This is a genomic window from Brooklawnia cerclae (assembly GCF_011758645.1).
In the GTDB taxonomy this organism is placed as follows: domain Bacteria; phylum Actinomycetota; class Actinomycetes; order Propionibacteriales; family Propionibacteriaceae; genus Brooklawnia; species Brooklawnia cerclae.
In genome coordinates, this window is the sequence record NZ_JAAMOZ010000001.1 from 212,622 (window position 1) to 239,348 (window position 26,727).

Below are 26,727 nucleotides of genomic sequence, written 5' to 3' on the forward strand. Positions count from 1 at the left end.
ACCGTTCCCCGTCCCGGACGCCTTCCCGCTCGCCGGCTCCGCGGCCCGACCGGGAAGGCCCCGCGCCATGGGCGCTGCGTAGGCTGTGGGCATGGGAGCGCTGCCGTGGATCGACTGGGACGCCGCCGAACGAGTGGGTGCCGCCCTGGTGCCGCCGGGGCCGAAGGCCGAACGCGGCGAGATGGACGCGGTGGTGGCCGAGCTCAGGAGGGACGCGTCCCGTGCGACCCGCGTCATCGCGCGGGTCTCGGGACTGCCGGAGACGAGCGATGCTTCGGAGCTGGTCGTCGACAGGCGCACCCTCGTGCGCGCCAACGTCCGCACCGGGCGGGCCATGCTCGCCGAACTCGACCAGGGGGACAGACCGGGAACCCTCGAACGGATAGCCGGCCGGGGGCGCGGGGCGACCGTGGGCGCGGCTCTGGCGGTGCTCGGCTCGCGGGTGCTGGGCCAGTACGACCCGTTCGCCCCCCGGCCCGTGCTCATGTTGTCGGCGCCGACGATCCTGGCCGTCGAACGCCATCTCGGCGTCGTGCCGCGTGATTTCCGCATGTGGGTCGTCCTGCACGAGCAGACCCATCGGGTGCAGTTCGCCAACGCACCCTGGCTGCGTGACCACGTGGTGGGGCTCGTCCGGCGGGTCGTCCTGGCCGAGGCCGAGTCGGAGCCGTTCTGGAACGAGCTGGCCTCCCGCCTCGCGGGCATCCGCCGCGATCGTGAGGAAGGCCGCCCCTTCAGCCTGCGCGTGATGGACGCGGTGTCGTCCTCGCAGACCGTCGCGGCGATGGACGACATGACCGCGGTGATGTCGCTCGTGGAAGGGCACGCCGACGTCATGATGGACCGTGCGGGTCCCTCGGTGATCCCCACGGTGCGCACCATTCGTGCTCGTTTCGACCAGCGGCGTTCCCAGGGCGGCATCACGGGCCTGATCAACCGGCTGCTGGGGCTCGACGCCAAACTGGCCCAGTACTCCGACGGTGCCGAGTTCTGCCGGCGGGTCATCGACGCGGTCGGGGTGGAGGGGCTGAACAGTGCGTTCTCCTCGGCGTCGCGTCTGCCGTCCCTTCCCGAACTGTTGCACCCCGAGCAATGGCTGGCGCGCGTCCACCCGAGGGCGTCCACGGCGGCCGGCGATGGCCAGGCGTGAGCTCGGCCCGGCCGGCCTGGCCGTCGTCCAGGCGGTCGAGCCGTGGACGCGCTCCGGCCGCGTACGGGTGGCCTGCTCGGGCGGCCCGGATTCGCTGGCGCTCGCCGCGGCGGTCGCGCACCTCGCGGGCAGGGATGCCTCGTTGGCCTTGCGGGCCGAGGCACTGACCGTCGACCATGGCTTGCAGGCCGGCTCGGCCCGGGTGGCCGACGATGTCGCCCGGCGCCTGGACGATCTCGGGCTGCCCACGCGCGTCGCCGCCGTCACCGTCGATCGTGCCGACCCGGCGGGCCTCGAGGCCGCCGCGCGCACCGCCCGGTACGCGGCGCTGTCCACCGGTCTGGTGGACGGGGACGTCGTCCTGCTGGGTCATACGCTGGACGATCAGGCCGAGACCGTGCTCCTGGGGCTGGCGAGGGGATCGGGGACGCGGTCCTTGGCGGGTATGGCCCCCGGCGTCGCCCTGGCGTCCGGCGCCCTGCTCGTCCGGCCCCTGCTCGGGCTGCGGCGCGCCACCACCGCGGATGCCTGCGCGGAGTGGGGTCTGCCCGCCTGGCATGATCCGCAGAACCTGGAATGCCGCTTCGCCCGCGTCCGCGTGCGGGAACGGGTGATGCCCGTGCTGGAGGCGGAGCTGGGGCCGGGTGTCGCCGAGGCGCTCGCCCGGACCGCCGAACTGGCCAGGGCGGACGCCGACGAGCTCGACGCCGTGGCGGCGCGTGTCGTCGGCTCGCGCGACGGTACGCCGCAGGAGTTGCCGGTGCCGTCCCTGAGCGGGCTGCCCGAGGCCATCGGCGGCCGTGTGCTGCGCCGCTGGCTCATCGGTCTGGGCGTTCCCGAGCCGTCCTTCGGCCATGTCCGCGCGGTGCGGGCACTGGTCACCGACTGGCACGGACAGGCGGGGGTCGATCTGCCGGGCGGGATCCGGATCGTCCGGGAGCGTGGGGTGCTGCGGCAGGGACCTCGGGATGATGGGTAAGGTGTGCCTGTGGATGCAGCGGATATCTCGCAGGACCTCGAACACGTGCTGAAGACCTCGGACGAGGTCGCGACCCGGGTGGGTGAGCTCGCGCAGCAGGTCGACACGGACTACGCGGGACGCGATCTGCTCATGGTGGGCGTCCTCAACGGCGCCATGATGGTGATGTCCGATCTCATGCGTGCGATGAAGTCGCACTGCACGGTCGACTGGATGGCCATCTCGTCCTACGGGTCGGGGACGAGGAGTTCCGGCGTCGTCCGTATCCTCAAGGACCTCACCACAGACATCTCCCAGCGCGACGTCCTCATCGTGGAGGACATCGTCGACACCGGCCTCACCCTCAGCTACCTCGTGCAGAACCTCAAGTCGCGCGAGCCCGCCAGCCTCGAGATCCTCACCATGTTCCGCAAGCCCGACGCGCTGACGACCAGCGTCGACGTCCGCTACGTCGGTTTCGACATTCCCAACGAGTTCGTCGTCGGTTACGGGCTCGACTTCGCGGGCCGGTACCGCAACCTCCGCGATGTCGCGACGCTGGCACCGCACGTCTACAAATAGGGACGATCACGGCGCTCCGCGCGTCGTCGCCGGTCGGTCCGGGTACTCACTCGCATGACCCTGGCCCATGAGAAAGTGGGCCCACAGATTGCCGAGGAGTCGCCATGCCGGATCCGTCGCCCCACGACGAGCTCGACCCGACCGCCCCGCCCGTGTTCGCGGAGGTCGAGGTGGTCGACGTCGTCGACGGTCAGGAGCCGGACGACGACATCGCGTGGAGTCTCGAGACGGGTTTCCACGACGAGACCGGAACGGTCCGCGTCTGGACCGATGTCGACGGCAATCCGGAGCGTGTGCAGTTGGCCCGCTACTGGCGTGACCAGGTTCAGCGCGTCCCGCTCGAGGCGATGTTCGCCGACGTCTTCATGCAGATCAACATCCTGCTCGGATCGGATGCCGCGAGCCCTCCCGACCCCCGGCTTCCCCCGTCCGACGAGCTGCTGTCCCGCGAACTGGTTGCCGAATGCAACTCCCGGATGGCCGAACTGGCCGAACGCCTCAAGCAACTCGACGAGACCGGCGAGGGCTATCCGGTCGTCGAGGGCCAGGGATGCGAGGGAAGCGCCGAAGACGGCAGGGTGCGCCTGCGCCTCACCGTGGCCGGCACCCTCGACTCTGTCGCGTTCGACCCGAAGTGGCTGAAGGACGCGTCCACCGCCGTCGTGTGCCGGGCGGTCATCGAGGCCCACCGGGACGCACGGGGCGGATTCGTCCCTCCGGTGATCCGCGCGGGTGAGCGGGCACACATAACCGATGAGCTGTTCTCGATAAGCAGACGGATAGAGCAGGCCGCAGCACGTGGGATCGCCGGCGTGCGGCAGGCCAGCCCTGAGGAAGTGGCGGCCGTGATGGCGGAGGAGAACCGATGAGCACCACAGCGACCTGGCCCGGCGTCTGGGCCGCATGGGAAGCCCTGCGGGACACCGTCGACGCGGTGCGGAAACGAGATGAGGACGCTGCGCAGGCCTACATGCGCGAGCAGGCCGCCAAGCTCGCAGCGGGCGTGTCCACGGCTCAGAGGATCTACGACGTGGCCCGGGTCGCGGCGGGGGTCCCGAACCCGCTGGCGTCCGGGGCAGTGATCGTGTCGGGGATCGTCCTGGCGCGCAGGAAGGCTGCGCAGCGTGAGTTCTCGGAGGAGACAGGTGAAGCCGCTACCGCAGGCCACACCGCGGACGCGTCTGTCGCGGGGCTGCTCGTGGAGATCGATGGAATCCTGAGCAGCGATTACAGGATCGGCCGCGACACGCCGACCACGTTCGATCGATTGTCCGACCGGTGGAACACGATCAGCCAGGACACGGCTGCGCTCCGTGAGGAGATCAACACCTACGGGACGTCGCCGTCATGGCAGGCTGCTGTGAGCAGCGCCAGCTATGCGGCCGCTGTCGAACCGCAGCTGCGTGCCCTCGAAGGGCTCCAGGGTCTGGCCGCGAACAACAAGACGGTGACCGCCGGGGTGGCGACGCTTCAAGGGGCCATCTACGCGTCGGCGAAGGCCACGCTGATGGGCAGCGAACAGTTCATCGCGATCCACGGGGCGATCAGTGTCGCACAGAGCAGCAGCGGGCAGTTGTACCACGGGACGCTGACCGCGCGGGAGACACTCACGACGCTCAAGACATGGCTCGACAACGGCGCACGGCAGACCTGGGTGTGGCCCTCGGTCTTCCTGTCGATCGACCTGGCGGCGACCGTCAGCGACGTGTCGGCCGCGATCGGCGGGCAATGGCCCGGAATCGGGGATGGCGGGCAACAGGCCGAGGAGCAGCCCGTGCTCACCGAGGTGCAGGAGCGCGACTTCAGCCTGCGCACCGGTGTGGCGATGGAAGCCGGCGATTCTGTGGATCTCGGATAGCGGTCGGGAAAGACGCGGCTGTGCGCGTGACCGCGGGACGCGGGCATGCTCGCGAGGCTGGTTCCCTGAGAACAGGATGTGTCATGAAACGTGGTCAGCCGGTCTCGATCGTGTTGTCGGGCCTGATGATTTCGGTGCTGTTGGCTGGGTGCGGGCTGCTTGTGCCCGATGGAGGGAATTCGCAGGAGCCTTTGTTGCCTGCGGATGATGCGGTGGCTGATGTTGAGGCGATCGTGGCCGAAGCGGGGGTTTCGGTGGTAGCCGGGGTGTTGCTCTCGGTGTCGGCCGATCCGATGTACGAGAACGGCCTGTACGAGTTCTTGCAGGTTTACACAGGCACTGGCAACGAGATCGCGGTGTGGTCGGCGGACAGTGATGGCGTGTCGAGTGAGCCGGAGTCGGTGCGAACGTTCGCGGGTCCCGGGGTTCCGGTCGATGCGCTCGATGTCGAGGGCATGGTTGCCTCCGCGCGGGAACTGCGGGAGACCGTTGATGGGTGTGATGAGGCGACGGTGGAGTTGTCGTCGGTTCCTTCTGGTGCGGTGGCGCGTTGGGCTTCGTGCAGTGATGGGGGGCTGTCGCAGTATGTGCCTGGGACGGCCACGTTGGACGGTGAGGTCGTGCCCGATGTTTTCGATCCTGCGAGCGCTGAGGGTGTCGCGAGTCTGGTGGATGTGGTCCGGCGTGTGTATGGGACGACGTCGGTGCTCGACATGGTGCAGGGCACACCTGTGTTGGGGGCCGGGGAGAACAATGTGTCGATTCTGGTGACTGGTATGCCGATCGATGACATGGAGTGCACGCCGGTGTTTTCGGTGACCAGTTCGTATTCGGATACCGGTGAGGTGGTGGTGCCGGTGAGCCCTTCGTGTGGGGTGGCGGACTATCCGCCGGATAAGGGCTTGGTGGCGTTTGATCTGGGGTCGTTCGATCCGGCTGGGCTGGCTGGTGTGTGGTCGGCGATGAATGAGGCCGGGTTTGCGACCGAGGACATGTCGGGTTTGCATTTCTTCAGTTCGGACGGTCGCATGCTGATTGTTCGGACGAGTCCCAATGATCCGGGGGACGAGGGCTGGGAGACCACGATTGCCGCGAGTTGACGCCGTCGGGGCCATGAGGGTCGGCGGCGTCGAATGGCAACTATGGGGACGATGCGAACTGCTCGCGCCTGCGTGCGTGAGATCGCGTAGTTGGGTTTCGTGAGGACGAGGTGATGCTATGGGTTGTCGTCGGGCGGTTGCTGTCGTGTCGTTGTGCCTGATGCCGGTGCTGCTGCTGGCCGGTTGTGATGTGGTGCCTGATTCGGCGGATTCGCCGGAGACGACGTCTCCGGACGGTGCGGTGGCACAGGTGCAGGCGATCGTGGCGGCGACAGGGGCCTCGACGGTCGGTCAGGTCTGGGTGAACGTATCGCCCGATCCCAGTGGGGCGGATGCGCTGTGGGAGTCTGCCGTGGTCTATACGCAGATCGGTGGCGAGACCGTGAACTGGCGCGTGGGCAGCGACGGGGTGTCGAGTGAGCCGGACTCGGCCTTCTCGTTCGCTGGTCCCGGGGTTCCGGTCGACGAGCTTGATGTCGAGGGCATGGTTGCCTCCGCGCGCGAGTTGCACGAGACCGAGAGCGAGTGCGATGACGCGACGGTCTACGTGTCCACGGTTCCCTCCGGCGCGACAGCACGCTGGGCCCGGTGCCGCAAGAACGGGTTGGACCAGTACGTTCCCGGGACGGCCACGTTGGACGGTGAGACGGTGCCGGACGTCTATGACCCGACCAGCGCTGAGGGTGTCGCGAGTCTGGTGGATGTGGTCCGGCGTGTGTATGGGACGACATCGGTGCTCGATGTGGTGCAGGGCACACCTGTGCTGGAGGCAGGGAACAACAACGTGTCGACTCTGGTGACTGGTATGCCGATCGATGACATGGAGTGCACGCCGACTCTGTCGGTGACCAGTTCGTACACCGATACCGGTGAGGTGGCCGTGCCGGTCATCTCTTCGTGTGGGGTGGCGGATTATCCGCCGGATTCGTCGCTCACGGTGTTTGATCTGGCGTCGTTCGATCCGGCTGGGCTGGCTGGTGTGTGGTCGGCGATGAATGAGGCCGGGTTTGCGACCGAGGACATGTCGGGTCTGCATTTCTTCAGTTCGGACGGTCGCATGCTGATTGTTCGGGCGAGTCCCAATGATCCGGGGGACGATGGCTGGGAGACCACGATTGCCGCGAGCTGACGCGGCCGGGGCGTCGACGCCGCATTGCCCTCGGCCGGTGGCGTCCGCACGTGCGCCAGGTCGGTCGGGACGGCAGACGTCCGGTCATGCGCGCCGGGAATCGTGTCGTCGGACGGCGAAGATGAGGAAAGCCGAGGCTAGCCTGAGTGTCAGGCATCGGTGACGACTGGCCGTAGGGCCGAAACAGTAGGAGAAAGGGAGCCATGTCGAACCAGAATCACGACCCCTATTCGCCGGGCCAAGACGGCCAGGGCCAGCAGCCGGGCCAGTACGGCCAGCAGCCGGGGCAGTACGGTGCTCAGCCGGGCTATGGTGCTCAGCCGGGGCAGTACGGGCAGCAACCCGGGCAACAGGGTCAGTCCGGTCCCTACGGGCAGCAGCCGGGGCCCTACGGCGGGCAGACGGGGCAGTACGGGCAGCAGGCCGGTCAACCGGGTCAGTACGGAGCTCAAGCAGGTCAGTACGGTCAATCCGGTCAATATGGGCAGTCGGGCCAGTACGGGCAGCAGCCAGGGCCCTATGGCGCCCAGCCCGCGGCCGGATACAACCCGGCCGCCGCGCAGTTCAGCACCCCGTACAACGGGCAGACGCCTCCCCCCAGCAAGAAGGGGAAAGGGCCGCTGATCGCGATCCTGATCGTCGCCGTTGCCGTGATCGCCGGTGTCATCTGGGGATTCACGCGCGCCGGTGATTCCCCCACCGCCGACTCCTCCTCGACCACCGGCACGGAGACGACTTCGGCCACCGACACCCAGACCACCACCGAGCCCACCTCAGGCGGCACGGCCATCGACGAACTCGAGGTCGGTCAGTGCATCCAATTCGTCGAGGTGCCCGGGGCGACCACGGATGCCAACGGCGACATCGATGTCGACCATCGCGTCGTCGACTGCGGCTCGTCGGGACAGTTCAAGTTCCAGGTGGGTCTCATCACCGACGGCACCGAGACATGCTCGGCGGGCGACTACGCGACGTACTACCAGCCGAGCCTGTTCGGCAACGGCCGCGTCCTGACGCTGTGCGTGGGACCTGTGTTCGAGGACGCCCATTGCTACGCCTATGACGACACCGAGTATTTCGTGGACGTCGCATGCACCGACGCGAACGCGGCCTTCAAGATCGGCGGCGTCCTTGCCGGCACCGACTCGTCGACATGCCCCTACCCGGAGGCCGACTACAACTACATCGTGCCGGAGCCTGCCCCCGGCAGGGTCTACTGCGTCGTCGAGGTGTCGTGACACGCGGTCAGCGAGCCTGAGCACCGCGTTCCCGCGCCGATGCGCGGTGCGTCCCTAGGATGGACGGAGGCTCAACGGTCGCGAGGGGAAGGAACTCATGCTCGAATCGGAACGGCCCGGCCTGGAAGCGGCCGGATCGGAAGAGGAGCAGTCGGACGACAGGCCAGGCTTCGATCCGCCGTCCGGCTACGACCCCGATCGCATCGAGGCCGCGGTACGCGAGTTCCTCATCGGTATCGGTGAGGATCCGGATCGTGACGGGCTTCGCAACACGCCCCGTCGCGTGGCACGGGCTTGCGGCGAGTTGTTCGCGGGCCTCGGCAAGGACGGACGGACGCTGCTCGAGACGACCTTCGACATGTCGCACGACGAGATGGTCATCATTCGCGACATCTCCGTGCAGAGCTTCTGCGAGCACCATCTGCTTCCTTTCCAGGGGGTGGCCCATGTGGCCTACATCCCGCCGCCCTCGGGACGCGTGACCGGGCTGAGCAAGATAGCCAGGTTGGTGGACGTCTACGCCAAGCGCCCCCAGGTGCAGGAACGTCTGACCACCGAGGTCGCAGACGCGCTCGTCGAGTACCTGGGTGCCCGTGGGGTGCTGGTCGTGATCGAGTGCGAGCATCTGTGCATGACGATGAGGGGTGTCCGTAAGCCGGGCAGCAGGACCGTCACCTCGGCGGTCCGTGGGCAACTGCGCAATCCGGCCACCCGCGCGGAGGCGATGAGTCTGATCGCCTCACGCCCATGACGACGGACGCTGCCGAAAACACCGGCAGGATGCTCGTGATGGGCGTGGTCAACGTCACGCCCGACTCGTTCTCCGACGGGGGACGCTGGTTCAGCCATCATGACGCCGTGGCGCACGGCCACGAGCTGTTGAACCAGGGCGCCGACATGCTCGACATCGGAGGCGAGTCGACGCGCCCGGGCGCCACGCGTCCCTCCCAGGACGAAGAACTCCGCCGGGTGCTGAGCGTGGTCCGCGACCTCGCGGGCACCGTGCCGCTCAGCATCGACACGATGCGGGCCGAGGTGGCCAGGCAGGCCATCGACGCCGGGGCGACCATCGTCAACGACGTGTCGGGCGGGTTGGCCGATCCCGGGATGCTCTCGTTGGTCGCGAGCAGCGGGGTCGACTACATCTGCCAACACTGGCGGGGGCACGGGGCGGTGATGAACCGCTTGGCGACCTATCAGGATGTCGTCGCCGAGGTACTGGTTGAACTCACGGCGCGCGCCCGGGCCTGTGCGGACGCCGGGATCGACCCGGGCCGGGTCGTCATCGATCCCGGGCTGGGCTTCGCGAAGGCCGCCGAGCACGACTGGCTCATCCTCGCGCACCTGGACGAGTTCGTCTCCCTGGGGCACCGGGTGCTGGTGGGGGCGTCCCGCAAGCGATTCCTGGGCGGAGTGCTGGGCGGACGCGAGCCCCTGGGTCGCGACGCAGCCACCGCAGCCGTCTCGGTGGTGTGCGCACAGAACGGCGTGTGGGCGGTCAGAACCCATGAGGTTCGGGCGCAGCGGGACGCGATTGCCGTTGTGGAGCGCCTCAAACGGGCCAGGGGGCTGTGAATCGACCCCGCCGCCGATGTGGTCGTCCCCGGGGCGGGTAGCCTCGCCACATGGGCGACGGGACAATGGGCACCATCAGACTATTGGGGCTCGAGGCGATAGGGCGGCACGGTGTGCTTCCCAGTGAGCGCGAGCAGGGGCAGCCGTTCGTCGTGGACGTGTCGGTGGAGGTGCCGATGCCCGTTGACGACGATCTCGGGCAGACCGTCGACTATTCGGCGTTGGCCACCGAAGTGGTGGGCATCGTCGAGGGTCGTCCCGTCGACCTGATCGAGACCCTGGCGGCGATGATCGCCGATCGGGTGCTCGAGGATTCACGAATCAGGACTGTCGAGGTGACTGTGCACAAGCCCGCAGCCCCGATCGCAGCTGATTTCAGGGACGTGTCGGTGACTATTTCGAGGAGCAATCATGAGTGACGCATTCCCCATCGACGTCGATACCCTCGGCAATCTCAAGCCCCTGAACCAGGTTGTGTTCAGCCTGGGCTCCAACCAGGGAGATTCCGTGGACATCCTGCAGGCCGCTGTCGATCGGCTCGCAGAAACCCCGAACCTGATCGTCGTCGACGTATCGCCGGTCTATCTGACCAAGCCTGTCGGCAATGTCGACCAGCCTGATTTCTACAACGCCGTGCTGATCGCCGACTCCACTCTCGAACCGACGACGCTGCTGGAACGTGCGAATGCCATCGAGCAGGCATACGGCCGCTATCGCGATCCAGGAAATCCCGGCGGGCCCCGCACACTGGATATCGACCTCATCGTGGTCGGGCAGCGCACCAGTGACACGGAGGCATTGAAGTTGCCTCATCCGCGTGCACACGAACGCGCTTTCGTCCTCGTCCCGTGGCTCGACATCGATCCGCGGGCAAGTCTTCCGCAGGGACGTGTGGACGATCTCGTGGCCACCATGGACACCTCTGGTGTTCGCCGACTGGATGATGCACGAATCATGAAACCGTGAGAGACCCGAAAAAATCATTGGCAATCATGCACTGTTCGGCTTTGCGGAAAGCCTTCTTTGCGGCACAATGGTTTCGCAATCGACGAAATGGCTTGATTGCAAAGACGGGAGGAAATTCATGGCTCAGCGTGTCGAGTACATTCTTGTAGACGATCTCGACCAGACCGCCGCCGACGAGACGGTTCGTTTCTCACTCGACGGTGTCAACTATGAGATCGATCTTTCAAGCGCGAATGCAGCCCGACTGCGTGAGGGACTGGCGGGCTATATCGGTTCGGCTCGCCGCAATGGCGGACGTCGGGCCCGCGCGGCAGCGTCCACCAAGGCGCCCACGGCGACGCAGATCAGGGCCTGGGCGGCAGACAACGGATTCGACGTCAGCGCACGCGGTCGCGTCCCTGCCAATATCCGGGCGGCTTACGAGCGCGCCCACGCCTGAGATCAGGGTCTGGGCGCCGTCCTCCGGGGCGAGCGCCCGGCCCCGACCATCAGCCACCAGCGAACGCCCGGAACAACCGCTCCTCGGGGTGGGTTACTAGACTTGTCGTAAGTCCGGCAGAGTCCAACTGCGGGGCACCCTGAGGCTCATCCGAGCCAACTTGAGGAGTCGAATGTTCGAGCGTTTCACTGATCGGGCGCGCCGGGTGGTGGTCTTGGCCCAGGACGAGGCCAAGATGCTCAACCACAACTACATCGGCACGGAACACATTCTGCTCGGCCTCATCCACGAGGGTGAGGGTGTCGCCGCAAAGGCCCTTGAGCAGATGGGGATATCACTGGAGGCTGTACGCGAGCAGGTCGAGGAGATCATCGGTCACGGCCAGTCGCAGCCGACGGGGCACATCCCCTTCACGCCGCGGGCCAAGAAGGTCCTGGAGCTCTCGCTGCGCGAGGCGCTCCAGATGAACCACAGCTACATCGGCACGGAGCACATCCTGCTCGGTCTCATCCGTGAGGGTGAGGGCGTCGCGGCGCAGGTGCTCATCAAGCTGGGCGCCGACCTCAATCGCGTCCGCAACACCGTCCTGCAGCTGCTGAGCGGCTACCAGGGCAACCAGGAGGGCCAGCCGATCACGTCAGGAGCCCCTGAGATGGAATCGTCCCGCGGTGCGGCCACGGTGCTCGACCAGTTCGGCCGCAATCTGACCCAGGCCGCTCGCGAGAACCGGCTCGACCCGGTGATCGGGCGGCAGACCGAGATCGAGCGCGTCATGACGGTGCTCTCCCGCCGGACGAAGAACAACCCGGTCCTGATCGGGGAGCCCGGCGTCGGCAAGACCGCCATCGTCGAGGGCCTCGCTCAGCGCATCGTCCGTGGCGACGTGCCTGAGACCCTGCGCGACAAGCAGATCTACACCCTCGATCTCGGTGCGCTGGTGGCGGGCTCCCGCTACCGCGGCGACTTCGAGGAACGCCTGAAGAAGGTGCTGAAGGAGATCAAGAACCGCGGCGACATCATGCTGTTCATCGACGAGATCCACACCCTGGTGGGTGCGGGTGCCGCCGAGGGCGCGATCGACGCGGCGTCCATCCTGAAGCCGATGCTGGCCCGTGGCGAACTGCAGACCATCGGGGCGACGACCCTCGAGGAGTACCGCAAGTACATCGAGAAGGACGCCGCTCTGGAGCGCCGGTTCCAGCCGATCCAGGTCGCCGAGCCGTCGATCGCCATGACGATCGACATCCTCAAGGGTCTGCGCGACCGCTACGAGGCTCACCACCGCGTCACCATCACCGACGAGGCACTGACCGCCGCGGCCAACATGGCTGATCGCTACGTGCAGGATCGTTTCCTGCCCGACAAGGCGATCGACCTGATCGACGAGGCCGGCGCCCGCATGCGCATCCAGCGGATGACCGCCCCGCCCGACCTGCGCGAGTTCGACGAGAAGATCGCCGGCGTCCGCATCGAGAAGGAGGCGGCGATCGACTCGCAGGACTTCGAGCGTGCCGCGGGGCTCCGCGACCAGGAGAAGCGCCTGCTGACCGCCCGCGCCGAGCGCGAGAAGGCCTGGAAGGAGGGCGACTCCGACACCCCGGCCGTGGTCGGTGAGGAGCAGATCGCCGAGGTGCTCGCCAGTTCCACCGGCGTGCCCGTCGCGCGGCTGACCGAGGAGGAGTCGACGCGGCTGCTGCGCATGGAGGACGAGCTGCACAAGCGCTACGTCGGCCAGGAGGAGGCCGTCAAGGCCCTCGCACGGTCGATCCGCCGCACGCGTGCCGGGTTGAAGGACCCGAAGCGCCCGTCCGGTTCGTTCATCTTCGCCGGCCCCTCGGGCGTCGGCAAGACCGAGCTCACCAAGGCACTGGCCGAGTTCCTGTTCGGGGACGAGGACGCGCTCATCACGCTCGACATGTCCGAGTACTCCGAGAAGCACACCGCGTCGCGGATGTTCGGCAGCCCGCCCGGCTACGTCGGATACGAAGAGGGCGGCCAGCTCACCGAGAAGGTGCGCCGCAAGCCGTTCAGCGTCATCCTGTTCGACGAGATCGAGAAGGCGCACCCCGACATCTTCAACTCGTTGCTGCAGATCCTGGACGAGGGCCGTCTGACCGACGCCCAGGGCCGCGTGGTCGACTTCAAGAACACGGTCATCGTCATGACGACCAACCTCGGCAGCCGCGACATCTCGAAGGGCGTCTCGCTCGGGTTCTCCCGTGCGGGCGATGCCGAGACCAGCTACGAGTCGATGAAGTCGAAGGTGAACGAGGAACTGAAGCAGCACTTCCGCCCCGAGTTCCTCAACCGCGTGGACGAGACGATCGTCTTCCACCAGCTGACGCCGGCCGACATCGAGCACATCGTCGACCTGATGGTTGCGGAGATCGAGCACCGTCTGGCCGATCGTGACATGGGCATCGAGCTCACGCCCGCGGCCAAGGCCCTGATCGCCAAGCGCGGGTACGACCCGGTTCTCGGCGCCCGGCCGTTGCGCCGCGCGATCCAGCGCGACATCGAGGATCCGGTGGCCGAGCAGATCCTGTTCGGCAATCTGCTCCCCGGCTCCATCGTGCTGGTGGACGCAGCCAAGGACGCGACCGAGACATCGTCCGACGCGTTCACCTTCACGGGGACGCCCAAGTCGGACCTGCCCGACGTCCCTCCGTTCGCGGAGGTCGGTGAGCAGCAGGGCTGATCGTCCCGCATCGATACCCTCCAAACGGGTGGGGCCCTTCAGGGGTCCCACCCGTTTGTGTGCCCGGGAGAGCCCCTCAGAGTTCACCGAGAGTTCGCCGCGCCGGGACTGGCGTTTCGCAGCCCCCGGCCATAAAGCTGGTTTGTCGTGATGCCCAGGCCACAGGGAACGACCGAGCCACGAGCGAGCGGACGGCGACGGCTGCCGCGATGAGCGACGTGGACGAGGGACCATCCGCCCAGGGGCTTGTGCTGGGCGGGCGGTTCCTGCTGGGCGAACTGCTCGGCGTGGGCGGTTCGGCTTCGGTGTACGAGGTCCGCGATCTGCGTGACGACACCGAGGCCGCGGTCAAGATCCTGCACGCGCATCTGTGCGCCGACGACTCGGCGAGGGAGGCCTTCCTGCGTGAGGCGGGTCGCGTCCATGGGCTCGTCCACCCGAACATCGTGCGCGTGCGGGGATCGGGGCTGCACGACGCCGGGGGCGTGCTGCAGCCGTGGATCGCGATGGACCTGGTGCGAGGGCCGAGCCTGGCCGAGTGGGTCTCCACGCGTGGGCCGATGGGCGTGGACGATGCGATCCGGCTGTTCGATGGCGTGCTGGCGGGGCTCGGGGCCGCGCATGCCGCCGGGATCGTGCATCGCGACGTGTCGCCGCGCAACATCGTCCTGACCGATGTCGCCGCAGGCGAAGCCATCACGCCGACGACGGCCCGGCTGCTGGACTTCGGTCTGGCCGACGCGAGCGGCCACGACACGCGCGGCGCGGGCATGCTGTTCACCGGCTCGATCCAATCGGGCGACGGGCTCGTCGCAGGCAACCCCTTCTACATGTCGCCGGAGCTGGCACAGGGTTTCCCGGTTCGTGCCGCGTCCGACCTGTACCAGGCGGGCGGGTGTCTGTATTTCGCGGTGACCGGGAGTCCGCCGTTCCCCCGCGCGACCGGCCAGGAGGCCATGGCCGCCCACGTGAACGCGCCGCCACCGGTTCCATCGGCGCTGGCACCCGCCGCCCGTCCGCTCGACCGCGTCGTGACGCTCGCGATGGCGAAGACACCTGTGCGCAGGTTCCGTGACGCGGACGCGTTCCGCGCAGCCCTCGTCGCGGCCACCCGAGGGCCTGCATCGGGTGAGCCGGGCCTCGCCCCGGGTGCGGGGATGCTCGGGCCGGCGGCGCTGAACGAGGGCCTCGCGGGCCCGGCCGCGGCGGGCGACACCCCGCTGAGCGAGGCGTCCCCGGACGGCGCCGCGTCGGCCGAGGTGGCGCCGAGCGAGGCTGTGACGGCGGTCGTCGCCCCGCATGCACCGGCGGCGCCGGCTGAGCCGTCGGTGACGAGGGTGATTCCCCAGCAGGTGGAGACCCCGTCGTTGGACTATCTGGACCCGGTGGACGCCGACCTCGGCTCGGTCGCCGATCCTTCGTCCGGGGGGTCGTCGTCCGGCGGAATCGTGGCCGTGATCGTCTTCCTGGTCGTGGCGTTCCTCGGAGTGGGGTTGGTGTGGTCGACGACGTCGGGCTCCTGGGACACGCAGGTGGTCCCGCCGACCGTGGACAGCCCATCCGCGGAACCGTCGGGACCGACCAGTGAGGCGGTGCCCACGGAACCGGCCGATTCGCCAGTCGAGCCTCCGCCGACGACCCCCACCCAGACCCCGAGCCAGACGCCGGTCGAGCAGGTGGCCGTCCCGCCGCTGTGGGGCACCCTGGCCGATGCTCAGGCGGCGTTGGGTCAGGCCGGTCTGGCGCTCGGTGCGGTCGAACGGATCGACTCGCCCGAGCAGGCGGATCGGGTGCTGTCCCAGAGCCCGGCCGCGGGGACGCCGGTGGCGCCGGGGAGCGTGATCGACGTGGTGGTCGCCTCGGGGTCGAACTCGGTGCCCGACGTCGTCGGACTGGACGCGGCGACCGCGTCGGCGCTGGTGGAGTCGGCAGGTTTCCAGGTGGCCCGCGATCCCGCCTACGCGTCGGCGTCCTCGCTGGTCACACGGACGCGTCCGGCTAGCGGGGAGGCGCTGCGGGTGGGCGTGACGGTGACGCTGACGATAGCCACGCAGATCGTCACCCCGACGACCACGCCCACGAACACGCCGAGCCCGCGATTGGGGGACGCATGAGCGAGCCTGTGGACGAGGGCTACTACCCCGAGGGCCGCTACCCCGAGGGGGAGTACGCGCGGGGCGGATCGGTCGCCTTCGGAGCGACCGTGGTGGTGGGCGTGGTCACCGTGGCGATCGCCACGGTGTTCGGGATCAACGCGGCGCGGCTGCAGATCGGTGACTCGGAGCCCGCGGTCGTGGAGGCGGCACCGCCCGTCGTCGGAGCGCAGTGGCCGACCGCCCAAGCCGGTGTGGACCCGGCCCAGTCGTCCGGCTCGGGGCAGGAGACCGGCACGGGGCAGGAGACCGGCTCGGATCAGGCCCTGCGGTCGGTGCGCCCGGACCCCGACTGGGTGGACCGGGTCGCCGGAGCGGCGGGAATACCCTGGCGCGCCATGGAGGCGTACGCCGCGGCCGATCTGCTGGTCGACCGGGAGAATCCCGGCTGCGGCCTCGGGTGGAACACGCTGGCGGGAATCGGCTCGATCGAGTCGGATCACGGCAGGCACGGGGGTGCCGTGCTGCGCGACGACGGCTACCCGACCCGGGCGATCGTGGGGCCGGTGCTGAACGGCGAAGGGGTGGCGGCGATCCCCGACACCGACGGCGGTGTGTGGGACGCCGATGCGGACTGGGACCGTGCGGTGGGCCCGATGCAGTTCATTCCGAGCACCTGGGCGAGGTGGGGCGCCGACGGCAACGGTGACGGAGTGGCCGATCCCAACCAGATCGACGACGCGGCACTGGCTGCCGCCCGGTACCTGTGCGCGTCGGGACCCATGACCACGTCACAGGGATGGCGAGCCGCGGTGCTGTCGTACAACCAGTCGGACGAGTACGCGAACGAGGTCGCGGCCACCGCGAACCAGTACGCGCGGCAGGCGGGCTGACCGGTGGCCCGGGCGTCTCGGAGCCGGTCGTCCGACTCCGCCGTGCTGTGGGCGGACTCCCCCGGAGGTTCGCAGGCTGACGCGTTCCGCGCCGTGCATGCCCACGAACGGCGTAGCCGGGCCGCCAGAACCCTCGGTATGTTGGCCGGTGTCGTCGCGCTGGCGGCGTTCGCGGGGGTGCTGCCCGGTATGGCTTCGGGTGCGGTTCCCGCGCCGACCGGGCCGCCCGGCGGGATCACGGCACCTCCATCGGCTGCCCCGGCCGTGCCGGGCCAGGCCGGGGACAGCCCGACCGGGTCGGCGCAGCCGGGCGAATCGGACGAGTTGCCGCCGTCCACCGGGTCTGCTGGATCGGTGGACCCGGCGAACGAGTCGCAGCCCCTGCCGTCGCTGGAGGTCTCGGAGGCACCGAACCCGACGCAGTCACAGGCGGGCAGCGGAATGGCCACCGGCCCGGCGGTACCGCGTGAACTTCGGATCGAGGTCGGCGCGACCGGTTACCAGGCGGAGATCGATCGTTGTCAGTGGGTGCGTATGGACCTCGGCGCGGTCGCGCCGATCGTCGCCGCGCACGACTACTGCGGCGGGAGCGTGGTGCTCGATCTGCTCACCGGGGACCGGGTCGATCTGGCCGGGCAGGGGCTCGACGGTCGATACGTGGTGGCGGGAAGCCGAGACGCGCGTCCCGGCCAGGATGCCGCCGAGGCCACCGCCGGGCTGGTCGCCACGGTGCTTCTGCAGACCTGCTATCCAGACGGGGCTCACGTGAGGCTGGTCGTCCTCGTTCCCGTGGACGCATCCCCCTCGTCGACGCCGGGGGAGTCGTAGCCGGGTGATCAGTGTGGAAGATTGTGGCGCGTAGTCGCACCACAATCTTCCACGATCTTCTCGCCGCACTCGTCACGGCGGGTGGTCGCCCTCCTAGAGTGGTCGTATCCTAGGGGAGGAACATCATGACCGGATCGGATGCCCCGGCAGGCGTGGGCCCCGTCGTCACACTGTTCGAAACCAGCGGTTCCCTCATGGACCGGATCGGGCTCCGGCTGGGCGAGTTGCTCGGAGTGCCGGTTGTGGGGCCGTCGCTGACCCCGGACGCCGTCGCCCTGGCCCTCGATCCCGAGGCCGGTACCAACGACGCCTTCGAGCGGCTGCTGCAGAACCTGGGGCCGGACGCCGTGGTGGACGCCGCTCTGTCGAACGCGGACCTCGATGCCGTAGCCACCCGGATCGACCACAACACGCGAACCGTGCGCAACGCGGCGCGTGCGGGTGGCGTCATCCTGGGACGCAACGCCGCCTTCATCCTGCGGGACTGGCCGAACGCCTTCCACGTGATGCTCGACGGCTCATGGGCCGAGCGGGTCAACCGGGCGTCCGAGGCGTCCGACTACGCCGCCGAACGCGAGGCGCTGCGCATGCAACTCGAGGACGATGTGCGCACCCGGCTGGCCGTCTTCGCCTACGGCTACGATCCGCGCGGGCTCGAGCACTACGACCTGGTGGTGAACACCTGCAGGCTGGACGTCGAGCAGGCTTCGCGGGTGATCGCGTCGGCCCTGTGTGCAACGGACAACCTGGCCGGCGACGGACCGGCCCAGCCCTCGCGAGGCTGAGCCTGGTCGGGCGACGACGATCTTGGCGGTTGCCTCGTCCGTCAGGCCAGCCCGCGCCCGATGAGATCGAGGGACGCCAGCACCTCGTCCAGCGGCATCTGGCCGGGCGCCGAGCCCTCGTCCCCGAGCGTGGCGAACGTGGCGCACGAGCCGAACACCTGCCCCGCCAGGCGGCTGATGCCCCCGAGAGCTCCCATGGACATGGTGAGCAGCGGCACGCGGGCGGTCTCGTGTGCGCGTGCGGTCGCAGCCAGCAAGGTGGCGACGTCCTCGGGCTTGTGCGGCATCACAGCGATCTTGCACACGTCGGCGCCGGCCGACTGCATCGCTTCCAGCTGATCCATGATCGCAGGTAGAGCCGGGGTCGCCTGGAAGTCGTGGCTCGACGCGATCACGGGCACGTGATGGGCATGCGCCGTCTCGATGCAGCGACGGGCCGCTGGGTGCAGGTACTGCACGTCGACGAGGTCGATGTCGCCGCCGGCGCATGCGTCGGCCACCACGTCGCGATAGGCGTCGGGTGACGGAGCCCACTCGCCGCCCTCGTCCTGAGTGCGGGGAGTGAACAGCAGGGGCCGGTCACCGATCGTCTCCCTGAGCCTGGCGGCGACACGGCGGACGCGTTCCCGGTTGCCCCGGCCGTCGAAGCGATCCACACGCCACTCCACCATGTCGACGGGGCTGGCGGCGATGCGTCTCGCTGCCGCGATCAGGCCGGCCTCGTGCGCGTCGGTCAACGGGACGATGACCTTGGGGCGTCCCTGCCCCAGGACGACGCCTCGCACTGTGAGGGTGGGGCCCTGACGTGACGCGCTCATGCCCGACAGGTTAGCGAGTGACCGGCGAAGACGAAACCCGTCAGTGTGGAAGATTGTGGTGCGACTACGCACCACAATCTTCCACACTGATTGCGAGGGCGCAGTCGGGGCAACCGCGATACGGTTCGTCCCAACCGCAGCGCCGCAGCACCAGCGCCACTTGGTGGGCCGCCTCGCACGACCGCTCCGTGCAGTCCATCCAGCCGTAGCGCAGGGTGACCCGGCCTCGCACCAGGTGGTAGTGAGCCTGCTGGTCGGCGAGCATCAGCAGCTCGGCCGGGATTCGCTTGCGGGGGTGCATGGGCCAAGCCTTCCGGGTGAAGCGCTCGCTCGAAAGGGGCAGCTCAAACCTGTGGATAACTCCGTTGCGAATCAGGGAAACGCTGATCAATGCGGGCAACGCTGGCTGAGCCTGTCGAAGCCCGTTGCCGGACGGCAGTTTCACGACCCTTCGACAGGCTCAGGGATCGTTGATCAGCGTTTCCCTAATCGGGAGATGCCTCCAGGTCGCCGTGCACCACCCAGTCGGCCAGCCGCCAGGGTCGGTTCACCGACCACAGCGCCGCCTCCTGCTCAGCCCAGTCGTCCCACCAGGGCCGGAAGCCGTCGCCGTCGCCGCGGCCGAGGGCGCGGCGCTTCCGCTCGTCCGCCGACACCTCGTACCACAGGCGGGAGGAGGCCAGCGGTGCGCTGCGGATGCTGATCGCCCCGCAACCTTCGACGATGATCGGCCGCTCGGGATCGAGCGGCACCCAGCCCGACACCTCGTCGTGGCGCCAGTCCCATGTGGGATGCCCGGGCTCGTCGGGGGCCAGGATCGTCTGCCAGACCCACTGGGACGCCAGCGCCAAGCCGTGCCAACCGGGGTAGCAGTCGTCCAGGCTGACGAGTTGTACGGGGCCCAGGCGTGCGGCCAGTTCGCGGCGCAGCGCCCGGGCGAGCGTGGTCTTGCCCGAGCCGGAGCCCCCGTCGAGCAGGACGACCGGCCGGCGGTCGGCCGCGGCGGTGAGCACATCGTCCACCAGCAGCGGCCAGTCGCCGGGAAGCTCGATCGTCCTCGCATCGGTCGTCTCGGGCATGTCACGACCACCCGACGAACCAGAACGTGCCCATGCGCACTGCCAACCCGATCGACAGCGCGCATATCGCCAGCGTGACCAGCAGCCCCACCAGGTCGGGCAGGCCTAGCGAGGATGGGCGCGCCCAGGTGCGTTTCTGCTTGCCGCCGAAGCCGCGGGCTTCCATCGCGGTGGCGAGTTTCGTGCCGCGCCGGATCGCGAACACCAGCAGCGCGAACGCCATGGTCGCGAATCTGCGGACGCGTCCGGCATCACCCAGGCCGCGGGCCCTGCGGGCCAGCGTCATCGTCCGCCAGTCCTCGGCGAACAGGCCGATCATGCGCACCCCGGCCAGCGTCCCGAGCACGAAACGCTCCGGCAGGCGGACGATCTGGGCCATGCCGTCGGCCATCCGGGTGGGGTCGGCGCCACCGACCAGGACGATCGCGGCGGTGCCGAGCACGAGGATGCGCAGGAAGACCGCTCCGGCCATGACCAGCGAGTCGTCGCTGACGGTCAGCAGCCACCAATGGGCCCAGATACGCCCGCCGGGCTTGCCGTACAGCGCCATGCTGATCGCGCCGATCGGGGCGATCAGCAGCAGCGGCGCGAGCCTGCGGGCCAGCCGTCGGGCAGGTACCCCGCAGGCGAGGAAGGCGATCAGCTGACAGACGAGCATCGTCCCGGCGCTGACTAGGTCAAGGGTGGCTAGGATCGGCACGGACGCCAGAATCGCCAGCGCGAGCCGGGTGACGGGGTTGAGCCGGTCGAGTCGGGTGGGCTGCCGCAGGTGCGGGGCCGGGTCCACGGTCATGCCGCGATCCGTTCGGCCGTGAGGGAGATCTCGTGCTCGCCGAGGACGTCCAGGTAGTCCCGGTCGTGGGTGACCGACACGATCGTCCGGCCCTCGTCGAGGATGCCCCGCACGAGCCCGACCAGATCGCTCCAGGTGTTGCGATCCTGGCCGAACGTCGGCTCGTCCAGCACGATCACCTGCGGACTCGTGGCCAGCACCGTGCCGACGCTGAGCCGGCGCTGTTCGCCACCCGACAAGGTGAAGGGGTTGGCGTCCGCATGTGCTTCGAGGTGCAGGACGCTCAGCAGCTCGTCCACCCTGGCCTGGGCGCGCCCGGTGTCCCAGCCGAGCGCTCGCAGCCCGACGGCCAGTTCGGCCCGGACGCTGCGCTCGACGAACTGGTGCTCCGGCTGCTGGAAGACCGTGCCGAGGCGGGTGAGGAGGTCTCGGCTCGTCCAGGTGTGGGGGTCGGCGGGGACCAGGTGTCGTCCCCGATGGGTGGGACGCAGCGAGGGGCCCGCGATCACCTTCCCACCGAGTGGCCGGAGCAGCCCCGCCAGTGTGAGTGCCAGGGTCGACTTGCCGGCGCCGTTGGGGCCGGTGATCACGGTGCTCAGGCCCTCGGGGACGGCGACTCGCAGATCGTCGCTCACCGGGTGGGAGGCCTCGTAGCCGGTTCGCAGGTGCTCGGTGACCAGCACCGGTCCCGGGGACGCCGGGGTCGTTCGCGGGTCAAGGCCTGTGGGGACGCCCGGCACCCATACCCCGGCGGCCAGCAGCGTCTCGGTCTGATCGCGGAGCACCTGGGCCGCGGGACCATCGGCGATCACCTCTCCCGGACCGAGCACGATGATCCGATCGACCAGGTCGGCCCACAGATCGATACGGTGCTCGACGACGACCAGGGTCGTCCGCCGGTCGGCCACGACGCGCCCGATCGCGTCCCGGACCTCCCGGATGCCCTGTGGGTCGAGGTTCGCCGTGGGCTCGTCCAGACAGAGGATGGGCGTGCTTCCCCCGGGATCGCCGGGCGCCGGTTGCATCGCGAGCGCGGCGGCGATGGCGAGCCGTTGCTTCTGGCCGCCCGACAGCGCGCCCGTGGGATGTTCCAGCGACAGCGGCAGGTTCACCGCGTCGAGGGCCTGGTGCACCCGCGGCCAGATCTGTTCGGGTGACATGCCGAGGTTCTCGCAGCCGAACGCGACGTCGTCGCCGACCCGGGCGAGCACGACCTGCGACTCCGGGTCCTGCATGACCAGGCCGACCCGGCCCCTCAGGCGGGAGGGATGCTTTCCGTCGATGAGAAGCCTGCCCGTCTCCGTTCCCTCGTCGGCGCCCCCGAGGACGCCGGCGAGCGCGGCGAGCAGGGTCGACTTGCCCGACCCGCTCGCCCCGAGCAGGAGCACCCGCTCCCCGTCGGCGATGTGGAGGCTCGCTCCGCGGACGGCCCACGAGGAACGCCCGGCATAGCGCCAGCCCCAGTCGTCCGCAGTGATCATGCGACGACGATCAGGCGGCGGTCTCGGCCCGGGCCTGCTCGTCCCGCCCGGACGCGAAACGGCTCAGCACGCCGGTACGAGCCAGCGCCCGGACGACCAGCCAGCCCACGAGCCCTGCCAGGACGACACCCGAGACCGCGGTGCACACGAGGTAGATCGCGTTGAAGGTGAAGCCCTTGGGCAGGTTGGGGCTGGTGAACAGCTCCAGGGTCCAGGCTCCGACGCCCGCAAGGGCACCGGACAGCAGGGCGACGGGCAGGCGGTAGTTGCGGTAGGCGAAGGCCAGGAAGACGATCTCGGCGCCGATCCCCTGTGCCAGGCCCGAGTAGAGCGTGCTGATGCCCCACACATTGCCGATGAGCGCTGATGTGACGGCGCCGACCAGTTCGACGAAGATCGCGGCCCCCGGCTTGCGGATCACGAGCATGCCGAGCGGCCCGCCGAGGAACCAGATGCCCGCGGCGATCCCGCCGAGGCCCGGGGTGATCGCGTCCATGGCCTGGAACCAGGCGTACCCGACGGTGTTCCAGCCGAAGAAGATCAGGCCGGTGGCTACGCCGAGCACGGCTGCGACGACGATGTCGACCACTCGCCAGGAGCGGTTCGACGTGAGCGGTGTGCTCTCGTCCGTGTTCGTCGCCGGTGTATTCGTTGTCATTGTGTGCCCTCCTCAAGGATCCGGGCACGGGTTTGGAGTCGACCAACGACCCCGAAGAGAGTCTCCCTGCGCTGGCATGACCCAGATCAGGTTTGACGGTCGAGGGCTGGAAGCCCTCCTCTCAGCCCGGTTCACCGGGCTCCCGTGTCTGTGGACATGTTAGCCGAAGCGGGGGCGCCCGGCCAGGTGCTTCGTGTGCCCCGGGTGCCGCCTCGCTGCGGTGTGTGCTCCCGCGGGTGCGGTGTCATTCACGCGAGTGCCGTGTGCTCCCGCGGGTGGTGTACGGCCCGCGGGAAGCGACGACGCCCGCGCGAGGTCAGGCGGGCCGCGTGAGGGACGGAATCGCTTGCGTGCCCCGGGTGCCGACCACGAAAACCCGGACGAGCCCCGGTCACCGCCGCGTCCAACCGCGCGGGGCCGCCCGCCTGCGGGATACTGGGCGACATGCCGTCGACCGAGCTGGCGAGCCCCCGCCCCCACCACGCGGGTCAGCGTTTTCTCGCTGTCTGGGCCAGGGTGGCGATCACGGCTCTGGCGCTCGCGGCACAGATCTTCGTCTTCGCCTTCGTCCTCCTGACCGGCGCCGAGTCGGCGCCCTGGGTGGGCACGGTGTCTCTCCTTATCAGCCTCGGTGTGCTGGTGTTCATCCTCAACTCCCGCATGCAGATCGAGTACAAGCTCGCCTGGGCCATCCCGATCATGCTGGTGCCGCTGGTGGGAGGGGTCTTCTACCTGCTCTTCGGCTCGCGCACGGGCACCCGCCGGCAGCTCGCCCGCTACCGGGCGCTGCAGGATCTCGCCCAGATCGACCAGGTGAGCGCACCCGGCAGGCTGCTGGTGCTGCCGGGGCGCGAGGGCCAGGAACCTCGCGAGATGCCCGGAGGCGACGAGCTCGCACCGGTCGTCAGCGTGGAGCCCGACGCGGCCAGGCAGATCGCCTTCCTGTCCAACGTAGGGCCTTTCGTGCCGTACGAGGGTACGCGGACGACCTACTATCCCGTGGGTGAGGAGGCGTTCGAGGCGATCTTGGAGGCGCTCGAGCGGGCCGAGCGGTGGATCGTCTGTGAGTATTTCATCGTCTCCGAGGGGGTCATGTGGCGCCGTACCCTCGACGTGCTCAGGCGCAAGGCCGCCGAGGGCGTCGACGTGCGGTTCATGTACGATGACCTCGGCTCGATCTGGAACCTGCCCTCCGGGTTCGTCCGCGATCTCACGAGGGCGGGCATCCGTGTCCAGCCGGTCAACAAGTTCGGGCCGGGCCTCACGTTGCGCTACAACAATCGTGACCACCGCAAGATCCTCGTCGTCGACGGCTTGGTGGGGTTCACCGGCGGCATCAACATCGCCGACGAGTACATCAATCAGCGTGAGCGGTTCGGGCACTGGAAGGACACGACGATCCGGCTCGCGGGCCCCGGCGCATGGGGGCTGGCCGCGTTGTTCTTCACCGTCTGGGACCTCGTGACCGGCGAGCACACCGACCTGGCGGCGCTGAGCCCGCCGGAGGACGAGGTCGCCGCGCTGGCGTCGGGCTCGGGCATCGTGGTCAGTTACGACGACACCCCGTTCGACGACGTCTCGCTCGGCTGGGCGGCCTACCGCAACCTGCTGGGCCGCGCCGACCAGCGGGTCGACCTGATGACCCCGTACCTCGTCCCCACCAACGAGATGATCAACGTGCTGGCGTCGCTGGCCTCGTCGGGGGTCAGGGTACGAATCATCACCCCGGGCATCCCCGACAAGAAGTACGTCTACGCCGTCACCAGGTCGAACTATCGTCCGCTGGTCGAGGCGGGCGTCGAGGTGTACGAGTACACGCCCGGATTCCTGCACGCCAAGCAGATGGTGGTGGACGGCGAACTCGCCATCATCGGGACGATCAACTTTGATTTCCGCAGTTTCTACCTGCACCAGGAGAACGCCGTGTGGATGTATCGTACGGAGGCGATCGCGGCGATGAGTGCAGACTTCGACGCGACGATCGCCGTCTCGCGTCGCGTCACTCTGGCCGAGGTACGGGCGGCCCCCTGGTGGCGCCGGGCGATCTGGTTGGCGTTGCGGACGTTCTCGCCGTTGATGTGAGCCCGGCTCGTCAGCACATCGTGAGTACGGCCTTGATCACCTTGCCCGAGGCCGAGTCGTCCACGGCCTGGTTGATCTGGTCGAAGGAGTAGAACCTGATCAGCCGGTCGAAGGGGAATCGGCCCTGACGGTGGTATTCGAGCAGGATCGGTATGAACAATGCGGGCACGGCCTCACCTTCGACGATGCCGATGAGGCTCTTGTTGTCGCCCATGAGCTCGGCCTGGACATTGATGGTGAGGTCGCCCGTGGCACCCAGAACCACGGCGGTGCCTCCCGGACGACAACTTGCCAGGGCGCTCCTGACCATGGAGGACACGCCGCTGGTGTCGATGGCGTAGTGGACGCCACCGGTCAGTTGCTTGACCCGCGCGGCGGTGTCGGGGTGCTCGTGACGGTTGACCGTCGCGGTCGCCCCCAGTTCCTCGGCGAGTTCCAGACTGGCGGGGTTCCCACCGACGGCCACGATCTGGGCGCAGCCGGCCAGTCTCGCGGCCATGATGGCGCTCATGCCCACGGTGCCACAGCCGAACACGGCGATGGACGAGCCCACGGTCGGGCGCAGCCGGTTCAGCACGGCTCCGGCTCCGGTCTGGATGCCGCAGCCCAATGGCGCGGCGAGATGGAGGTCGACGTCAGGATCCAGCCGGACCAGACCGTTGCGGTGCACCACCGCGTGGCGGGCGAAGGCCGACTGTGCGAAGAAGCTGGAGACCGGCCCGCCCCCGTGGGACAGGCGGGTCGTCCCGTCGGGCATCGTGCCCCCGAAGTTGATGGCGTTGAACCGCTCGCACTGGAACGGTCGCGCCGCCAGGCACTCGGGGCAGCGTCCGCACGAGCCGTACGAGAAGCAGACGTGATCGCCGGGCCGCAGGTCGTCGACCCCGGCTCCGACCTCGAGCACGGTGCCGCTGCCCTCATGGCCGAGCACAGCCGGCAACGGAACGGGTATGAGCTGGTGTTTCACCACGTCGTCGGTGTGACAGACGCCACAGGCTGCCACCTCCACGAGCACCTCGTCCGGACGCAGGGGAGCGATGTCGACGTCTTCGATCTCGTAGGGGGCACCCTTCCGGGCGACCAGTGCTGCTTGTGTCTGCATGGTTCCTCTTCCTGGTGGAGTAGCGCTCCACGTATTGCTCCATTGCACTTTCGTAGGTCGACCCACCACAAGATTAAAGGGTCGTCATCTCGTCTGTGAAGACTCGGGAACAAGCAAATATTTTCGCATCGTCATCCGTTATGACGACACGTGTCACTGGTTGATGATTAAAACGCTGTTTTTGCTAGTCGTCATGAATTTCAATGGCTGACATTGATACGGCATTAGTGTTCGATGAATGCCATTTTGATGGCGGAATGACGACACGTGTCATCCGAGTGCCTCGTCCCGCAGATGAATCGGGTGACGGGAATCACCCGCAGCCGGCCGGAAGAACCGTTTCCGCCCGGTGGCCGGGTCGCCGGAGCAGAAACGGGCACCGTGGTCCGGCGCAGCGGTGTAAGCCGGTAGCGAATCCGGCG

The 26,727-nt window shown here is 68.5% G+C and carries 26 protein-coding genes and 1 riboswitch; of the genes, 19 read left to right on the forward strand and 7 right to left on the reverse strand.

All coding sequences use genetic code 11. The annotated features are described in order from the left end of the window. The first annotated feature begins 91 nt into the window (after nt 1-91). The 18 genes from FB473_RS01015 to FB473_RS01100 all read left to right on the forward strand — a co-directional run bounded on the left by FB473_RS01015 (nt 92) and on the right by FB473_RS01100 (nt 18,292). Nucleotides 92-1,150 carry a zinc-dependent metalloprotease gene (locus FB473_RS01015; RefSeq protein WP_167164018.1) on the forward strand — a complete coding sequence of 353 codons (1,059 nt, stop codon included), beginning with the start codon at nt 92-94 and terminating at the stop codon, nt 1,148-1,150. Continuing rightward, a complete protein-coding gene (tilS, locus tag FB473_RS01020) occupies nt 1,137-2,129 on the forward strand; it encodes a tRNA lysidine(34) synthetase TilS (RefSeq protein WP_167164020.1) in 993 nt (330 codons plus the stop codon). The genes FB473_RS01015 and tilS overlap by 14 nt, the downstream gene beginning before the upstream one ends. A 9-nt stretch (nt 2,130-2,138) precedes the next feature. After that, complete coding sequence (hpt, locus tag FB473_RS01025) at nt 2,139-2,690, forward strand: hypoxanthine phosphoribosyltransferase (RefSeq protein ID WP_167164022.1); 552 nt, start codon at nt 2,139-2,141, stop codon at nt 2,688-2,690. Nucleotides 2,691-2,794: 104 nt separating this feature from the next. Continuing rightward, nucleotides 2,795-3,559, forward strand: a complete 765-nt coding sequence (locus FB473_RS01030; RefSeq protein WP_167164024.1) for a hypothetical protein — start codon at nt 2,795-2,797, stop codon at nt 3,557-3,559. Then, complete coding sequence (locus FB473_RS01035; RefSeq protein WP_167164026.1) at nt 3,556-4,548, forward strand: hypothetical protein; 993 nt, start codon at nt 3,556-3,558, stop codon at nt 4,546-4,548. The genes FB473_RS01030 and FB473_RS01035 overlap by 4 nt, the downstream gene beginning before the upstream one ends. A gap of 83 nt (nt 4,549-4,631) precedes the next feature. Then, nucleotides 4,632-5,648, forward strand: a complete 1,017-nt coding sequence (locus tag FB473_RS01040; protein ID WP_167164028.1) for a hypothetical protein — start codon at nt 4,632-4,634, stop codon at nt 5,646-5,648. Nucleotides 5,649-5,766: 118 nt separating this feature from the next. Further along, the gene (locus FB473_RS01045) at nt 5,767-6,777 is read left to right on the forward strand and encodes a hypothetical protein (protein WP_167164030.1); all 1,011 of its coding nucleotides are present in this window, start codon (nt 5,767-5,769) and stop codon (nt 6,775-6,777) included. 203 nt (nt 6,778-6,980) lie between these two features. Then, nucleotides 6,981-8,015 carry an LppU/SCO3897 family protein gene (locus FB473_RS17575; RefSeq protein ID WP_208390389.1) on the forward strand — a complete coding sequence of 345 codons (1,035 nt, stop codon included), beginning with the start codon at nt 6,981-6,983 and terminating at the stop codon, nt 8,013-8,015. 97 nt (nt 8,016-8,112) lie between these two features. Further along, nucleotides 8,113-8,766 (forward strand): GTP cyclohydrolase I FolE, encoded by a 654-nt coding sequence (folE, locus tag FB473_RS01055; protein ID WP_167164032.1) that lies wholly within the window; start codon nt 8,113-8,115, stop codon nt 8,764-8,766. Beyond that, on the forward strand, nt 8,763-9,590 hold the full coding sequence (gene folP / locus FB473_RS01060; RefSeq protein WP_243863443.1) for a dihydropteroate synthase: 828 nt from the start codon (nt 8,763-8,765) through the stop codon (nt 9,588-9,590). The genes folE and folP overlap by 4 nt, the downstream gene beginning before the upstream one ends. A gap of 50 nt (nt 9,591-9,640) precedes the next feature. After that, a complete protein-coding gene (gene folB / locus FB473_RS01065; protein WP_243863444.1) occupies nt 9,641-10,009 on the forward strand; it encodes a dihydroneopterin aldolase in 369 nt (122 codons plus the stop codon). Then, nucleotides 10,002-10,556 carry a 2-amino-4-hydroxy-6-hydroxymethyldihydropteridine diphosphokinase gene (gene folK / locus FB473_RS01070; protein WP_167164034.1) on the forward strand — a complete coding sequence of 185 codons (555 nt, stop codon included), beginning with the start codon at nt 10,002-10,004 and terminating at the stop codon, nt 10,554-10,556. Before folB ends, folK begins: the two co-directional genes overlap by 8 nt. A 118-nt stretch (nt 10,557-10,674) precedes the next feature. After that, nucleotides 10,675-10,995 (forward strand): histone-like nucleoid-structuring protein Lsr2, encoded by a 321-nt coding sequence (locus FB473_RS01075; RefSeq protein ID WP_167164036.1) that lies wholly within the window; start codon nt 10,675-10,677, stop codon nt 10,993-10,995. A gap of 172 nt (nt 10,996-11,167) precedes the next feature. After that, a complete protein-coding gene (locus FB473_RS01080) occupies nt 11,168-13,693 on the forward strand; it encodes an ATP-dependent Clp protease ATP-binding subunit (protein ID WP_167164038.1) in 2,526 nt (841 codons plus the stop codon). Between the two features lie 209 nt (nt 13,694-13,902). Continuing rightward, nucleotides 13,903-15,807: a protein kinase domain-containing protein gene (locus tag FB473_RS01085; protein WP_167164040.1), complete on the forward strand. Its 1,905-nt coding sequence runs from the start codon at nt 13,903-13,905 to the stop codon at nt 15,805-15,807. Beyond that, on the forward strand, nt 15,804-16,679 hold the full coding sequence (locus tag FB473_RS17580; RefSeq protein ID WP_208390390.1) for a lytic transglycosylase domain-containing protein: 876 nt from the start codon (nt 15,804-15,806) through the stop codon (nt 16,677-16,679). Before FB473_RS01085 ends, FB473_RS17580 begins: the two co-directional genes overlap by 4 nt. Nucleotides 16,680-16,817: 138 nt before the next feature. Beyond that, on the forward strand, nt 16,818-17,507 hold the full coding sequence (locus FB473_RS01095; RefSeq protein ID WP_167164042.1) for a hypothetical protein: 690 nt from the start codon (nt 16,818-16,820) through the stop codon (nt 17,505-17,507). A gap of 125 nt (nt 17,508-17,632) precedes the next feature. Next, on the forward strand, nt 17,633-18,292 hold the full coding sequence (locus FB473_RS01100; RefSeq protein WP_167164044.1) for a cytidylate kinase-like family protein: 660 nt from the start codon (nt 17,633-17,635) through the stop codon (nt 18,290-18,292). A 41-nt stretch (nt 18,293-18,333) separates the two neighbouring features. Here the strand turns inward: FB473_RS01100 and aroD are convergent, their stop codons facing one another. The 6 genes from aroD to FB473_RS01130 form a co-directional block, all read right to left on the reverse strand. After that, nucleotides 18,334-19,110: a type I 3-dehydroquinate dehydratase gene (gene aroD, locus FB473_RS01105; protein WP_167164046.1), complete on the reverse strand. Its 777-nt coding sequence runs from the start codon at nt 19,108-19,110 to the stop codon at nt 18,334-18,336. Between the two features lie 64 nt (nt 19,111-19,174). Next, complete coding sequence (locus FB473_RS01110) at nt 19,175-19,411, reverse strand: hypothetical protein (protein ID WP_167164048.1); 237 nt, start codon at nt 19,409-19,411, stop codon at nt 19,175-19,177. Between the two features lie 184 nt (nt 19,412-19,595). Further along, nucleotides 19,596-20,189, reverse strand: a complete 594-nt coding sequence (locus FB473_RS01115; RefSeq protein ID WP_208390391.1) for a nucleoside/nucleotide kinase family protein — start codon at nt 20,187-20,189, stop codon at nt 19,596-19,598. A 1-nt stretch (nt 20,190) separates the two neighbouring features. Then, nucleotides 20,191-20,982: an energy-coupling factor transporter transmembrane component T family protein gene (locus FB473_RS01120; protein WP_167164050.1), complete on the reverse strand. Its 792-nt coding sequence runs from the start codon at nt 20,980-20,982 to the stop codon at nt 20,191-20,193. Then, on the reverse strand, nt 20,979-22,463 hold the full coding sequence (locus FB473_RS01125; protein ID WP_167164053.1) for an ABC transporter ATP-binding protein: 1,485 nt from the start codon (nt 22,461-22,463) through the stop codon (nt 20,979-20,981). The genes FB473_RS01120 and FB473_RS01125 overlap by 4 nt, the downstream gene beginning before the upstream one ends. A gap of 10 nt (nt 22,464-22,473) precedes the next feature. Then, the gene (locus tag FB473_RS01130; protein ID WP_167164055.1) at nt 22,474-23,121 is read right to left on the reverse strand and encodes an ECF transporter S component; all 648 of its coding nucleotides are present in this window, start codon (nt 23,119-23,121) and stop codon (nt 22,474-22,476) included. A 46-nt stretch (nt 23,122-23,167) separates the two neighbouring features. Then, nucleotides 23,168-23,277, reverse strand: a riboswitch (TPP riboswitch). Between the two features lie 288 nt (nt 23,278-23,565). Between FB473_RS01130 and FB473_RS01135 the strand changes: the two genes are divergently transcribed. Next, complete coding sequence (locus FB473_RS01135; RefSeq protein WP_167164057.1) at nt 23,566-25,203, forward strand: phospholipase D-like domain-containing protein; 1,638 nt, start codon at nt 23,566-23,568, stop codon at nt 25,201-25,203. A gap of 10 nt (nt 25,204-25,213) precedes the next feature. Here FB473_RS01135 and FB473_RS01140 read toward each other — a convergent pair whose 3' ends face one another. Next, nucleotides 25,214-26,305: an NAD(P)-dependent alcohol dehydrogenase gene (locus FB473_RS01140; RefSeq protein WP_167164059.1), complete on the reverse strand. Its 1,092-nt coding sequence runs from the start codon at nt 26,303-26,305 to the stop codon at nt 25,214-25,216. Between the last annotated feature and the right edge of the window lie 422 nt (nt 26,306-26,727).

What these genes read in the sequence shown, in the direction of transcription:
- FB473_RS17575 (WP_208390389.1), top strand. Translation starts at nt 6,981, where the DNA reads ATGTCGAACCAGAATCACGACCCCTATTCGCCGGGCCAAGACGGCCAG.
- FB473_RS01030 (WP_167164024.1), top strand. Translation starts at nt 2,795, where the DNA reads ATGCCGGATCCGTCGCCCCACGACGAGCTCGACCCGACCGCCCCGCCC.
- aroD (WP_167164046.1), bottom strand. Translation starts at nt 19,110, where the DNA reads ATGAGCGCGTCACGTCAGGGCCCCACCCTCACAGTGCGAGGCGTCGTC.
- FB473_RS01095 (WP_167164042.1), top strand. Translation starts at nt 16,818, where the DNA reads ATGTTGGCCGGTGTCGTCGCGCTGGCGGCGTTCGCGGGGGTGCTGCCC.
- folE (WP_167164032.1), top strand. Translation starts at nt 8,113, where the DNA reads ATGCTCGAATCGGAACGGCCCGGCCTGGAAGCGGCCGGATCGGAAGAG.
- FB473_RS01015 (WP_167164018.1), top strand. Translation starts at nt 92, where the DNA reads ATGGGAGCGCTGCCGTGGATCGACTGGGACGCCGCCGAACGAGTGGGT.
- folP (WP_243863443.1), top strand. Translation starts at nt 8,763, where the DNA reads ATGACGACGGACGCTGCCGAAAACACCGGCAGGATGCTCGTGATGGGC.
- FB473_RS01100 (WP_167164044.1), top strand. Translation starts at nt 17,633, where the DNA reads ATGACCGGATCGGATGCCCCGGCAGGCGTGGGCCCCGTCGTCACACTG.
- FB473_RS01125 (WP_167164053.1), bottom strand. Translation starts at nt 22,463, where the DNA reads ATGATCACTGCGGACGACTGGGGCTGGCGCTATGCCGGGCGTTCCTCG.
- FB473_RS01040 (WP_167164028.1), top strand. Translation starts at nt 4,632, where the DNA reads ATGAAACGTGGTCAGCCGGTCTCGATCGTGTTGTCGGGCCTGATGATT.
- FB473_RS01130 (WP_167164055.1), bottom strand. Translation starts at nt 23,121, where the DNA reads ATGACAACGAATACACCGGCGACGAACACGGACGAGAGCACACCGCTC.
- folB (WP_243863444.1), top strand. Translation starts at nt 9,641, where the DNA reads ATGGGCGACGGGACAATGGGCACCATCAGACTATTGGGGCTCGAGGCG.
- FB473_RS01085 (WP_167164040.1), top strand. Translation starts at nt 13,903, where the DNA reads ATGAGCGACGTGGACGAGGGACCATCCGCCCAGGGGCTTGTGCTGGGC.
- FB473_RS01140 (WP_167164059.1), bottom strand. Translation starts at nt 26,305, where the DNA reads ATGCAGACACAAGCAGCACTGGTCGCCCGGAAGGGTGCCCCCTACGAG.
- FB473_RS01110 (WP_167164048.1), bottom strand. Translation starts at nt 19,411, where the DNA reads ATGCACCCCCGCAAGCGAATCCCGGCCGAGCTGCTGATGCTCGCCGAC.
- FB473_RS01035 (WP_167164026.1), top strand. Translation starts at nt 3,556, where the DNA reads ATGAGCACCACAGCGACCTGGCCCGGCGTCTGGGCCGCATGGGAAGCC.
- FB473_RS01080 (WP_167164038.1), top strand. Translation starts at nt 11,168, where the DNA reads ATGTTCGAGCGTTTCACTGATCGGGCGCGCCGGGTGGTGGTCTTGGCC.
- FB473_RS01135 (WP_167164057.1), top strand. Translation starts at nt 23,566, where the DNA reads ATGCCGTCGACCGAGCTGGCGAGCCCCCGCCCCCACCACGCGGGTCAG.
- FB473_RS17580 (WP_208390390.1), top strand. Translation starts at nt 15,804, where the DNA reads ATGAGCGAGCCTGTGGACGAGGGCTACTACCCCGAGGGCCGCTACCCC.
- FB473_RS01120 (WP_167164050.1), bottom strand. Translation starts at nt 20,982, where the DNA reads ATGACCGTGGACCCGGCCCCGCACCTGCGGCAGCCCACCCGACTCGAC.
- FB473_RS01115 (WP_208390391.1), bottom strand. Translation starts at nt 20,189, where the DNA reads ATGCCCGAGACGACCGATGCGAGGACGATCGAGCTTCCCGGCGACTGG.
- FB473_RS01075 (WP_167164036.1), top strand. Translation starts at nt 10,675, where the DNA reads ATGGCTCAGCGTGTCGAGTACATTCTTGTAGACGATCTCGACCAGACC.
- tilS (WP_167164020.1), top strand. Translation starts at nt 1,137, where the DNA reads ATGGCCAGGCGTGAGCTCGGCCCGGCCGGCCTGGCCGTCGTCCAGGCG.
- folK (WP_167164034.1), top strand. Translation starts at nt 10,002, where the DNA reads ATGAGTGACGCATTCCCCATCGACGTCGATACCCTCGGCAATCTCAAG.
- FB473_RS01045 (WP_167164030.1), top strand. Translation starts at nt 5,767, where the DNA reads ATGGGTTGTCGTCGGGCGGTTGCTGTCGTGTCGTTGTGCCTGATGCCG.